The 10,804-nt window shown below is 71.1% G+C and carries 14 protein-coding genes; 6 read left to right on the top strand and 8 right to left on the bottom strand.

What is annotated here, in order from left to right:
• Positions 1-10: 10 nt before the first annotated feature.
• Positions 11-298 carry a hypothetical protein gene (locus tag ACFRAV_RS24095; protein WP_382558337.1) on the bottom strand — a complete coding sequence of 96 codons (288 nt, stop codon included), beginning with the start codon at positions 296-298 and terminating at the stop codon, positions 11-13.
• 236 nt (positions 299-534) lie between these two features.
• On the opposite strand from ACFRAV_RS24095, the gene ACFRAV_RS24100 reads away from it, so the two are divergent.
• On the top strand, positions 535-972 hold the full coding sequence (locus ACFRAV_RS24100) for an NfeD family protein (protein WP_382558369.1): 438 nt from the start codon (positions 535-537) through the stop codon (positions 970-972).
• 27 nt (positions 973-999) lie between these two features.
• Positions 1,000-2,100, top strand: coding sequence for an SPFH domain-containing protein (locus tag ACFRAV_RS24105; protein WP_382558338.1), 1,101 nt, complete (start codon positions 1,000-1,002; stop codon positions 2,098-2,100).
• Between the two features lie 10 nt (positions 2,101-2,110).
• Here the strand turns inward: ACFRAV_RS24105 and ACFRAV_RS24110 are convergent, their stop codons facing one another.
• Positions 2,111-2,473, bottom strand: a complete 363-nt coding sequence (locus ACFRAV_RS24110; protein ID WP_382558339.1) for a MerR family transcriptional regulator — start codon at positions 2,471-2,473, stop codon at positions 2,111-2,113.
• A 577-nt stretch (positions 2,474-3,050) separates the two neighbouring features.
• On the opposite strand from ACFRAV_RS24110, the gene ACFRAV_RS24115 reads away from it, so the two are divergent.
• Entirely contained in the window at positions 3,051-3,428 is a 378-nt protein-coding gene (locus ACFRAV_RS24115; protein ID WP_382558340.1) for a hypothetical protein, read from the top strand.
• Between the two features lie 173 nt (positions 3,429-3,601).
• Here ACFRAV_RS24115 and ACFRAV_RS24120 read toward each other — a convergent pair whose 3' ends face one another.
• Positions 3,602-3,805, bottom strand: coding sequence for a cold-shock protein (locus ACFRAV_RS24120; protein WP_028799214.1), 204 nt, complete (start codon positions 3,803-3,805; stop codon positions 3,602-3,604).
• Positions 3,806-4,098: 293 nt separating this feature from the next.
• On the bottom strand, positions 4,099-4,803 hold the full coding sequence (locus ACFRAV_RS24125; protein WP_382558341.1) for an SDR family oxidoreductase: 705 nt from the start codon (positions 4,801-4,803) through the stop codon (positions 4,099-4,101).
• Between the two features lie 76 nt (positions 4,804-4,879).
• On the opposite strand from ACFRAV_RS24125, the gene ACFRAV_RS24130 reads away from it, so the two are divergent.
• Complete coding sequence (locus tag ACFRAV_RS24130; protein ID WP_382558342.1) at positions 4,880-5,230, top strand: winged helix-turn-helix transcriptional regulator; 351 nt, start codon at positions 4,880-4,882, stop codon at positions 5,228-5,230.
• A gap of 91 nt (positions 5,231-5,321) precedes the next feature.
• On the opposite strand, the gene ACFRAV_RS24135 is transcribed toward ACFRAV_RS24130, so the two are convergent.
• From ACFRAV_RS24135 to ACFRAV_RS24145, 3 genes are all read right to left on the bottom strand, one after another.
• Complete coding sequence (locus ACFRAV_RS24135) at positions 5,322-6,194, bottom strand: geranyl diphosphate 2-C-methyltransferase (protein WP_382558343.1); 873 nt, start codon at positions 6,192-6,194, stop codon at positions 5,322-5,324.
• A gap of 15 nt (positions 6,195-6,209) precedes the next feature.
• The gene (locus tag ACFRAV_RS24140; protein WP_382558344.1) at positions 6,210-7,514 is read right to left on the bottom strand and encodes a family 2 encapsulin nanocompartment cargo protein terpene cyclase; all 1,305 of its coding nucleotides are present in this window, start codon (positions 7,512-7,514) and stop codon (positions 6,210-6,212) included.
• 89 nt (positions 7,515-7,603) lie between these two features.
• Positions 7,604-9,022: a family 2B encapsulin nanocompartment shell protein gene (locus ACFRAV_RS24145; RefSeq protein WP_382558345.1), complete on the bottom strand. Its 1,419-nt coding sequence runs from the start codon at positions 9,020-9,022 to the stop codon at positions 7,604-7,606.
• 261 nt (positions 9,023-9,283) lie between these two features.
• Here ACFRAV_RS24145 and ACFRAV_RS24150 point away from each other — a divergent pair, with 261 nt between their 5' ends.
• Positions 9,284-9,796 carry a hypothetical protein gene (locus ACFRAV_RS24150; RefSeq protein ID WP_382558346.1) on the top strand — a complete coding sequence of 171 codons (513 nt, stop codon included), beginning with the start codon at positions 9,284-9,286 and terminating at the stop codon, positions 9,794-9,796.
• Positions 9,797-9,810: 14 nt separating this feature from the next.
• Positions 9,811-10,092, top strand: a complete 282-nt coding sequence (locus tag ACFRAV_RS24155) for a transcriptional regulator (protein ID WP_382558347.1) — start codon at positions 9,811-9,813, stop codon at positions 10,090-10,092.
• Between the two features lie 34 nt (positions 10,093-10,126).
• On the opposite strand, the gene ACFRAV_RS24160 is transcribed toward ACFRAV_RS24155, so the two are convergent.
• Positions 10,127-10,735, bottom strand: a complete 609-nt coding sequence (locus ACFRAV_RS24160) for an SUKH-4 family immunity protein (protein ID WP_382558348.1) — start codon at positions 10,733-10,735, stop codon at positions 10,127-10,129.
• Positions 10,736-10,804: the final 69 nt, after the last annotated feature.

The raw sequence follows: 10,804 nt of genomic DNA on the forward strand, positions 1-10,804 counted from the left end.
GTCCGGGATCTCACGGCGGATGCCAGGCGGCTCCCTCATCGTGCGGCCGTGCCCGGCCGAAGACCACGTCCGCGAAATGAAGGCCGAAGCCCAGGGTGGCCGGGCGCAGGAGTTCGGCGATCAGGCGGCGGCGGTGGCGTGCGGCACGGACGGTGTCCGCGTCGGCCGTCACGGACCACTCGGGGTGCCGCACCTGGAGGGCGGTGAGCAGGGTGTCGCCGAAGGCGAGCAGGCGGGTGCCGTGCGAGGTGATGGCGAAGCCGGAGGGGCCGCCGTCGCCGCCGGGCAGGGTGAACACCCGGACCCCCGGGATGATTCTCGTCCTCGGCGAGCACCAGTTGGGTCCGGGGGCCTGTGGGAGGACCGGGGAGGCGAAGGCGGCCACGGTCCGGCGTGACCTCCGCGATCGACCTCCCGGCGCCTCGCGGAAATCCCCGGCGGCGGCGTTCGGGGCCGGGGACACGGCGCCTCCGCCCCGCCGCCGGCGGCCGCGGAGGTAGCGTGGAGAGGCAGCCCCTGAAGGAGGGCAGTGCGATGCCGTGGTACGTCTGGCTGATCGCCGCCGTGGCGCTGGGCGCCGCGGAGTTCTTCACCCTCGCCCTGTTCCTCGGGCTGCTGGCGGCCGCCGCGCTGGTCGCCGCGGTGGTGGCCGGGATCGGCGTCGGCCTGCCGGGCCAGCTGCTGGCCTTCGGGCTGGCGGCGGTGGCGGGTCTCGTCGGCGTCCGGCCGGTCGCGATGCGGCACATGGCACGACAGCCCGTGTCGCGCGAGGGCAGTGACGCGCTGATCGGCAAGAGGGCCGAGGTCGTCCGGGAGGTCACCGGCACGCGCGGCCTGGTCAAGCTCTCCGGTGAGGAGTGGTCCGCCCGGGCCCTCGACGACAGTCTGGTGATCCCGGTGGGAGCGCTGGTCGACGTCATGGAGATCGAGGGCGCCACGGCCGTCGTCCACCCCCGCGACCTCCTTCCCTGAACGGCTGAGCACAGCAGCGGAGGCGTTGTGGATCTCTTTGTCGTCCCCATCCTCGTGGCGGCCCTCGTCGTCGTCTTCCTGGTGGCCGCCTCGGTGCGGATCGTTCCGCAGGCGCGCCGCTACAACATCGAACGGTTCGGCCGGTACCGCCGGACCCTGCAGCCGGGACTCAACCTGGTCGTCCCGGTCGCGGACCGCGTCAACACCAAGCTCGACGTCCGCGAGCAGGTCTACTCGTCCACGCCCCAGCCGGTGATCACCGAGGACAACCTCGTGGTGAACATCGACACCGTCCTCTACTTCCAGATCACCGACCCGCGGGCAGCGGCGTACGAGGTCGCGCACTACCTCCAGGCGATCGACCAGCTGACCGTGACCACGCTGCGGAACGTCATCGGCTCCATGGACCTGGAGAAGACGCTGACCTCCCGCGAGGAGATCAACTCCCGGCTGCGCGCCGTCCTCGACGACGCCACGGGCAAGTGGGGGATCCGCGTCAACCGCGTCGAGATCAAGGCCATCGACCCGCCGCACACCATCAAGGAGGCGATGGAGAAGCAGATGCGGGCCGAGCGGGACAAGCGGGCGGCCATCCTGCACGCCGAGGGCGACCGCCAGGCCAAGATCCTCACGGCGGAGGGCACCAAGCAGAAGGACATCCTGGAGGCCCAGGGCACGCAGCAGGCGATGATCCTGCGGGCGGACGGCGAGGCCAAGTCGGTCGAGCTCGTCTTCCAGTCCATCCACCGCAACAACGCGGACCCGCAGGTACTGGCCTACAAGTACTTCGAGACGCTCCCGCAGATCGCCCGCAGCGAGAACAACACGTTCTGGGTCATCCCCGGTGAGCTGACCGAGGCGGTCCGCACCGTCAGCCGCGCGGTCGGCGATCACACGGGGGCGGGCGCTCCCCGGTCCACCCCCACGGGCGGGACCGGTGACGCCGACGGCGCGGGCGACGCCGACGGGACCCCGGCGGTTCCGGCGGCCCCGGGAGTCGCCCTCGACGCCGCCGCGGCCACCGGCGAGGCCGCGCGACAGGCCGCCGCGGCGGTCCACGACGCCAAGGCCGAGGCCGAGGCGGCGATGCCGCCGCACGGGGGCGGACGTCCGGCGACCGGCGGGTAGGGCCTCAGCCTCAGCCGGAACCGGAGTCGGATCCGGAAACTGAGCCGTCGGCCGCCGCGTTCGCCGCGCGGCGGTACTCGGCGTTGATGCGCTGCGCCTCCTCGAGCTGGTCCTCGAGGATCACGATGCGGCAGGCGGCCTCGATCGGGGTCCCCTTGTCGACGAGTTCGCGGGCACGGGCGGCGATCCGCAGCTGGTAGCGGGAGTACCGGCGGTGTCCTCCCTCCGAGCGGAGGGGAGTGATGAGGCGGGCCTCGCCGATGGCTCTCAGGAAGCCCGGGGTGGTGCGGAGCATCTCGGCCGCCCGGCCCATCGTGTAGGCGGGGTAGTCGTCGTCCTCCAGACGATCCCCCAGTGGATTGTCCGCTGTCATGTCACCTCGCTGTGCAACGCGTCGAGGGGCCCTGGTGCCGTACGGCACCAGGGCCCCGAAGGAATTCAACACCATCTGTCGGCGCTATTGCCGCGCCGGCCTTCTGTTTCCGCCGCCCGGTCCTGAGGAGGGGGCGCGGTGGGATCGCAGCTGCTTGACCGGGGACCACCTTCCATTCCGGGGACTCACGGCACCCGGGCCGAGTCCTCCTCGGGCCGGGCGATCCTGATGGCGTCTGCTCCTCCGTTCCTCTGCGGACCGATCCCTCAGTGGATCGGCACTGCGGTATTGCGGCACTGCGGCTTGCGGTATCGCGGTGGCGGCTGCGCGTCGCGCGAACCGCCACTTCCTGTACGGCTGCCCGCCAGTTCGTTTCTGCCGGGTCTCCTGGACCGTGTCTACGAGAAGGAGCGTAACTCTGCCGGGAGAGAATGTCTACTCTCACCGGAGTAGATTTTCTCCAGTGGCGGCGTGGTACTTGCCCGCCCGACGGAGATCATGGCCCCGCACCGCGGGCGAAGGCGTTTCGCGGCCCGGGGCGGCGCGGGAGGGGGCGGCTCGCATAGAATCCGTGCCCGTGTCGAACCCTGATGAGATGCTCGTCGCCCTCTCGGCCGCGGTGGAGAACGAGCGAAGCAATCAGATGTCGTTGACCGTGGTCGTCGGTGGAGCCGTCATCACCGGCAGGCTGGCTCCCGAGGCCGTGTGGAGGGAGCGGGTCGCGGAGGTGCTGAAGGCCTCGGACCGCCTGGGCCCGTTCTCCGACGTCTTCGCCGGCGGCGGCCGGCGGCCGGACCGGTCCGGCCGCGGCGAGGAGCCCACGCATCTGCACTTCCACCTCGCCCGGATCCTCCAGGGCAGCCTCGGCATCCCGGAGACGGGCGGCATGTACCGGGTCGCGATCAAGGACGTCAGCGCCTGGACCGTCGGGGACTTCAGCTATTCCGACCAGTGAGGCGTGAAAACGGGGCGTGCGGAATGCTCGCGCACGCCGCCCGTGGAACGAACAGCGCGGAGATCCCGGGAACGGGCCGAAAAACCGCACCCGCATTGCTGTGAACAAAACGAACCGGGGTCCGCACCCTCAGGTGCGGACCCCGGCTCGACGATGACGTCGGTGCCGACGCGTCAGGCGGGAACGATGTTCTCGGCCGTCGGGCCCTTCTGGCCCTGCGCGATGTCGAACGACACCTTCTGGCCCTCCAGCAGCTCACGGAAGCCCTGGGTGGCGATGTTGGAGTAGTGGGCGAAGACGTCGGCGCCGCCGCCGTCCTGCTCGATGAAGCCGAAACCCTTTTCGGCGTTGAACCACTTCACGGTACCGGTAGCCATGTCGTTCTCCTTCGGACGGTGTCAGGAACGCGCGGGGGTGCGCATTTCCGTGTCGCCGTGTTGATCAGCCGTCGGAAAACCTTCTGGCAACCACACCTGCAACTGATTCGACAGTAGCACGCCAGGGGCGGCCCACCACGATGTGACATTTCCGCCTGTCCGCCGCCGGAATAATATTTCCCGCGCGCGGCTCCCGAAATTCTCACTTCTGCACGACAGCAATTGTCCGCCGACGCGCCGACCCCTTCCCGGTCCCGCCGGCGAGCCCGGGCGGCGCGCCCGGCGGTCGGACGTCAGGCGTGCGAGTGACGGGCGCCGCCCTCGACGTGGATCGTCTCGCCGGAGACGAAGCCCGCGCCCAGGAGCCACATCACCGCGTCGACCACGTCGTCGGTCTCGCCGTGGCGGCCGGCGAAGGTCCTGGCCGCGCTCCCGCGCAGCAAGGCGGCCTTTCGGTCTCCGAAACGGTCCCAGGCGCCGGAGTCCACGACACCGGGCGAGACGGCGTTGACCCGCACCGGTGCCAGTTCCGCCGCCAGGTGGCGCGCGGCGTACTCCACCGCACCGTTCGTGACGCCCTTGACGAGGGACCCCGGCCCGGGGCGCCAGCCGACCACGCCGGAGAACATCACCATCGACCCGGTCGGCCGCAGCAGCGGCGCGAAGTGCTTGGCCACCAGCATCGGGCCGACCACCTTCGCCGTGAACGCGGCGAGCAGCCCGTCGCGGTCCAGTTCCGGAACGGGGACGTCGTGCGGCGCCGAACCGGTCGTCACGATGTGGTCGACCCCGTCCTTCAGGCGTTCCGCGGCGGCCGCGATCGTCGACTCGTCCTGCAGATCGATCCGCACCGCGGTGGCGCCGATCCCGCGCGCCGCCGCGTCGGCCGCGGCCAGGTCGCGGGCGCCGACGACGACGTCGTACCCGTCCTTCGCCGCACGCCTCGCGACGGCCGCGCCGAGCGCCCGCGCACCGCCGATGACCAGGATCCGTTCCATGTGTCACCCGTCCTCTCGTAGGACCGCAGACGGTATAAATTGGATACCGGTATCTTCAACGAAACCGGGGGCGGCCATGGGTGACGCGTACGACGTGATGGCGGCGACCTGCCCGAGCCGCACGGTGCTGCACCGGATCGGCGCCCGCTGGACCGTGTTCGTCGTCAACGCCCTCGACGGAGGACCCCGCCGCTTCACCGAACTGAAGAGGCACATCCGGGGCATCACCGCGAAGGCCCTCACCGAGACCCTGCGCTCCCTCGAGGCCGATGGTCTGATCAGCCGTCACGAGTACGACGAGAACCCGCCCCGCGTCGAGTACGCCCTGACGCCGCTGGGCCGCTCCTTGCTCGTCCCCCTGCGCGCCGTGCGGCTCTGGGCCGAGGAGCACGTCCCGGACATCGAGGCGGCCCGGGCCCGGCGCTGACATCGAGGGGCGACGCGGGAGGCACGGCCTCCGTCGGGAACTGTTCGTCGCCGTTGCCGGGGTGACGGACGGTTCCCGACGGCTCATCAGGTCAGACGCGGTCGGCCGCGATGAGGACGTACTGGAAGGAGCCGTCGCGATACGACTCGATGAACGCCTCCTCGATGCCGGTGACCAGGGAGGACGTGGCCCGCAGTTCCCAGTACGGGAGGGTGTCGGGGGTCAGGTCGATCACGGTCTGGGGGACGAGGCGGTTGTCGGCCATGGCCCGCAGGTACTCCCGCCGGGAGTGGATGTTGCACTCGAAGTGCGCGTTGATCTGGGAGACCCACTTCGAGGGCTGACCGTGGCGGGGGTTCCAGCATCCGGTGATGGTCACGTACCGGCCGCCCACCTTGAGGAAGCGCGCGTGCTCGGAGAACAGGTCGTCCAGGTCCACGTACATGGTCGACTCGTTGTTCCAGGAGGCGGTGACGCTGCCCTTCTCGAAGGGGGTGTCGAGCATGTTGTGCACGCGGGAGCGGACACGGTCCTGGACGCCGAGCTCCTGTGCCCGCCGGTTGCCGAACTCGGCCTGCTGGGCGGACAGCGTGACCCCTTCGACCGCGCAGCCGAAGCGGCGGTGCGCCATGATCATGGACCCGCCGCGCCCGCAGCCGGCGTCGACGAGCGTGTCGCCGGGCCCGACGGGTCCGAGGTGGTCCAGGAGGAAGTCGGCCTGGGCGGACTCGAGCCGGTGGAGCTCGGCGACCAGCCTGTCCTCGTAACCCTGGCGGTCCGGGTCGCCCAGTGCCTCCCGGTCGACGGCGCCGATGCCGTAGTGGTGGTGGTAGAGCCCGTCCACGTCGCCGAGGCGCAGGTTCACCGGCCGCGCCTCGTTGTTCCAGTAGTGGGCGATCTCCCGCTGGTAGGGAGTCGCGGGCGCGGGGATCTTCACGGAGGCGGTGGGGATGTCGGTGGTCATGGTGATATCCGTTCCTTACCAGAAGTCGGGCAGGGTGTAGCGGTAGGTGTTGGTGCGGTGCCAGTCGTGGTTGCCGTCGACCCAGGCGGCCACGCCCTTGAGGAAGCGGTGCACGGTGGGCACGGGGCAGGCCGCCGCGAGGCCGGCGGCGGCGTCCTCGAAGGCGTGCATGAGCTCGTTGTGGACCTCGACCGCCTTGAGGTACGCGTCGCGCTCGGAGAGCCCCTCGCGTCGGGCGATCACCACGGGCAGGTTCAGGTGCAGGCCGGGACTGTCGAGTTCCTTGGTGTAGGAGTAGAGGTCGTTCACGACGGTGGTCGCGTTGCCGGCCAGCGCGATGACCCGTTGCGTCTCGGGCCGGGCGTGCAGGTCGGCGGGGAGTTCGTAGCCGCCGACCGTGTCGGTGATGGTGGGGCAGGGGCGGAAGTTGTTGAACTGGCGCATCGCCAGGTACTCCCACACCTCCGGGACGTGTCCCGTCTCGGCCCAGGCGGCCTCGGCCAGGTAGCCCAGGTGCAGACGGGCCATGTCGTGCCGGAAGCGGTCGGCCTGGGACGGCGTGGCCGCGCGGACGAAGTGGTCCATCGCGCTGCGGTAGGCGCGACGGGGAGCGTCCGAGCCGAGCGACTCCTCCCACGCCGCCGCGTACCGCGGCACCGTGTGCAGCGGGTCGAGCGCGGTGTGGGCCAGCAGGAGACGGCTGCCGAGGCCGACGGGTGAGCCGCCGTGGTCCTCGCAGTAGCAGTCGTCGACGGCGTTCTCCGCGACCATCAGCCGGGTGGCGATCATCAGGTGGTCGACGGAGGGGGCGTCCGGGTGGCAACCGACCATGTACCGCCCCACCGAGAAGCCGTCGAACTGGTCCGCCCACTCCTGCGGATAGAGCTGGACCTCGTCCTCCGCCCAGAGCTTGATCCGGCGGCTCACCTCCCGCACCCGCTCGGCGTCGGGCTCCGGGACCGGATGGTGGTAGAGGCCGGGGACCGCTCGGCCCTCGGAGGGCGGCGCGGGCGCCGCGGTCACGTGTCGCTCCGGTTCCGAGAACCGTGGACCCAACGCGCGGGCCAGGGAGAGCGCGGACGTTCCGAGGCCCGTCGGTCCTTCCAGGACCCTCCGCAGGACGGGACTGACGGCGGACGCGGCGGCCTCGGCCTCGGGCGACGGGCCATAGGCAGTGGGCGGTGCGAGGGTAGGCGGTGCGGTGGCCGGTGCGAGGGCAGGCGGAGGGGCGTCCGGCGCGGGAACGGCCGACGGAATGACTGCGGGCGAACTCGGCGGTCCCCCGGGCAGGGGTGATCCGGACGTGACGGGAACCGTCATCGACAACTCCGTTCCGAAAGGAGAAGGGCTGACTCGTGCCGTGCGGGAAAGGGGGCCGGGGGACCTCTGGCGGGCTCCGCCCCGCGACCTCAGGCCCGTCCGCGGCCGATGTGCACGTTCTCCATCACACCGAGGGCGTCGGGCACGAGGACGGCTGCCGAGTAGTACGTGCTGACGAGGTAGGAGACGACCGCCTGCCCGTCGATCCCCATGAAGCGCACGTTGAGCCCCGGCTCGAGCTCGTCCGGCAGCCCGGTCTGCCGCAGCCCGACGACGCCCTGGTTCTCCTCACCCGTGCGCATCGCGATGATCGAGCTGGTCTGCTCGTCACTGATCGGGATCTTGTCGCAGGGGAGGATCGGAACGCCCCGCCAGGCCGGATGGGGCTCCCCGTCGATGACGACGGGTTCCGGACAGAGCCCGTGGGCGCTGAAGCCCCGGCCGATGGCGGCGATCGTCCTCGGATGGGCGAGGAACAGCTTGGTGCCACGGCGGCGGCAGAGCAGTTCGTCCATGTCGTCCGGCGTCGGCGGGCCGGAGTGCGTCTGGAGGCGCTGGGCGAAGTCCGCGTTGTGCAGCAGTCCGAACTCGCGGTTGTTGACGAGCTCGTGCTCCTGGCGCTCGCGCAGCGACTCGATGGTCAGCCGGAGCTGCTCCTTCGTCTGGTCCATCGGCCCGTTGAACAGGTCGGAGACGCGGGTGTGGACCGCGAGAACGGTCTGTGCGACGGAGAGTTCGTACTCCCGCGGCCGCAGCTCGTAGTCGACGAAGGTCCTCGGCAGGTCGACCTCGCCGACGTGCCCCGCCGACAGGGCGATCTCGGCCTCGCCGTGCTTGTTCTGCCGCTTCCCCGCGGCGGAGACGAACCGCGCGACATGGGCCCGCAACCCGGGGACGGTATCCCGCACCGCGGCGAAGTCGGAGCGGGAGAGGGTGAGGAGGGTGCCCGCGGTGTGGGCCGTGACCGTGTGGCCGTGCCGCGCGTCAGGGTCCAGCAGGGCGTTCTCGGCGAAGTGACCGCCGTCGGCGAGGACGGCGACCTCGGCCTTCTCCCCGTACGGGCCTTCGCCCCACTGGCTGACGCGACCATGGGCGATCATGTACAGCCGGTCGGCCGGGGCGCCGCGCTCGACGAGGGTCTCGCCGGCCGTGAAGTCGTGCTGGACGCAGCGCCCGGCGAGCGCGGTGAGGGCGTCGAGGTCGTCGAAGCCCTTCAGCAGGGCCAGTTCGGCGAGCTCCAGGGGGATCACCCGGACGGTGGATCCCTCCTGGACGAACTCGATGCGCCCGTCACCCAGGGTGTGACGCAACCGGCGGTTGACCCGGTAGGTCCCGCCCTGTGTCTCGACCCAGGGGAGCATCCGCAGCAGCCAGCGGGAGGTGATCTCCTGCATCTGCGGAGCGGACTTCGTGGTGGTGGTGAGGTTGCGCGCGGCCGCGGTGCCCAGGGACTGCTGCGGCGCCGTGGGTGCGGCGGGGGCGTCCGGGGTGCTGTCGACGACGGTCATCGGGAAGCCTTTCCTTGTCCGACGGGGCAGCCGGGATCCGCCCACCACCCGCAGGACCGTAACGACCTGCCGACCGCGCATCCCAGGACAATCCGCCTGCTTACCCCGAAGTGGTGACAAGAGATCGAATACTGTTTATCGGGCCCACGGGCGGTATCCGGCCACGCCCGTCCCGGGCTCCGGACCCCGGTGCTCGTCGAGGTGATCCCTCCGGGGGTCCGACACTTTCCGAACAGGAAAGTCGCCGCTACAGTTGCCGGTATGGAAACCAACGGGGGGCGGTCCACGCCGGAGCAGGCCCGTGCCGCACTGGCGGCGGTGGAGCAGATCCGGGCGTCCGGCGCGGCGTTGTCGGCCACACCGTGGCCGACCTGGTTCTTCGCCGCGCTGACGCTCTACATCGGTGTTCTCCCGATCTGCGTCGGGGGCGCCGTGGCCGATACGGAGTGGATCCTTCCGCGCCCGGCCTGGCTGGGCGTCGCGGTGACGGTCGTCGCGGTACAGGGAGCGCTCCAGGCCGCCGCCGTCAAGACCTGGCGTGAGCGGACGGGGGTGGCGCTCCGGCTGGACGTGCTGCCGAAGCGGGCGGTCGTCGCGATCGTGATCGGCCTGCCCGCGCTGATGGTGGGGGCGCCGATCGCCTTCCGCGCCACCGGGCGGCCGGGATGGCTGATCGCTGCCTCGCTGATCGGCGTTGCGGTGTCCGTCGCCTGCCACCTGGCCTTCGTGCGGCTGCACCGGACGGCCCCCGCAGGGCCGGTGGGCGCGATCTGATGGAAGGCTTCGACGTGACCGTCCACGCGCCCAACCGGTTGCGCGTCTGCGCCCTCCTGGACGCCACGGGCGAGGCGGAGTTCGGCCTGGTGCAGCGGCAACTGGGTTTGTCCGCCTCCGCGTTGAGCAAGCACGCCGGCGTGCTGATGGAGGCCGGCTACGTCGAGCAGCGCAAGGCCGTCCGCGACACCCGGCAGCGCGTGTGGCTCCGGCTGACCCGGCGGGGGCGGGAGGCCTATCAGGGACACCTCGCGGCACTGCGGGCGATCGTGGGGTCGTCGGGTCCGGACCTGTGACCTGAGCCGTGGCGGCCTGGACCCGGGCCGGGCGTCACCCGTACAGCGCGCGTCCGCCGGGGCTGCCGTCCAGGAAGTGCCGGCCCATGGCGATTTCCTCGCCGATGACGGACCAGGGGGTCTCGTCGTCCTGGAAGGGAAGCGGGTCGACCTCGCTCGTCTCCTGGCGGATGCGCTCCACCTCGTGCTCCAGGAGTTCGAAGCCGGCCTCCTGGTCGCCGCTGAAGGTGAACTCCTCCAGCAGGCGCTGAAGCCGGACGGCGACCTGGACGAAGGAGGAGACGTCCGTGTGGAGGGCGAGCGCCGACTCCTCGTCGGAGTCGAAGGCGAACACCTTGCCGGAGCCGGGATCGAAGGCGAGGTGGGCGTTGAGCAGCCAGCCGATGAGGGGCCATTCGCCCGCGCCCTGCGGAGCGTCCTCGAAGTCCTCCAGGTGGAGGGCGTCCCGGACGAGGGACAGCCGGCCGGACACCTCGTGCGGCTCGTACAGCGTGACCGCTTCGGTGGGGACACCGACGGTCTGAAGGAGGCGGGCGCCCTCGGTCCCCGCGGCCGTGGGCGGGAAGGCGGTGGCGGGCAGGGTCGTCAGCCGGTCCTCGCCGAAGACGTCGACGAGGACGCTGCGGGTGACGTCGAACAGCACGGGGAGCACTCCGAACTCTGAGGCGGGACCCGTCCGGTTGCGGCTGCGGGGCTGTCGGCGGCGTCGATC

The sequence above is a fragment of the Streptomyces sp. NPDC056600 genome (assembly GCF_042792855.1).
GTDB lineage: Bacteria > Actinomycetota > Actinomycetes > Streptomycetales > Streptomycetaceae > Streptomyces.

Coding starts and splice junctions, on each gene's coding strand:
- ACFRAV_RS24100 (WP_382558369.1), top strand. CDS start 535: ATGCCGTGGTACGTCTGGCTGATCGCCGCCGTGGCGCTGGGCGCCGCG.
- ACFRAV_RS24140 (WP_382558344.1), bottom strand. CDS start 7,514: ATGACGGTTCCCGTCACGTCCGGATCACCCCTGCCCGGGGGACCGCCG.
- ACFRAV_RS24130 (WP_382558342.1), top strand. CDS start 4,880: ATGGGTGACGCGTACGACGTGATGGCGGCGACCTGCCCGAGCCGCACG.
- ACFRAV_RS24145 (WP_382558345.1), bottom strand. CDS start 9,022: ATGACCGTCGTCGACAGCACCCCGGACGCCCCCGCCGCACCCACGGCG.
- ACFRAV_RS24150 (WP_382558346.1), top strand. CDS start 9,284: ATGGAAACCAACGGGGGGCGGTCCACGCCGGAGCAGGCCCGTGCCGCA.
- ACFRAV_RS24120 (WP_028799214.1), bottom strand. CDS start 3,805: ATGGCTACCGGTACCGTGAAGTGGTTCAACGCCGAAAAGGGTTTCGGC.
- ACFRAV_RS24135 (WP_382558343.1), bottom strand. CDS start 6,194: ATGACCACCGACATCCCCACCGCCTCCGTGAAGATCCCCGCGCCCGCG.
- ACFRAV_RS24125 (WP_382558341.1), bottom strand. CDS start 4,803: ATGGAACGGATCCTGGTCATCGGCGGTGCGCGGGCGCTCGGCGCGGCC.
- ACFRAV_RS24110 (WP_382558339.1), bottom strand. CDS start 2,473: ATGACAGCGGACAATCCACTGGGGGATCGTCTGGAGGACGACGACTAC.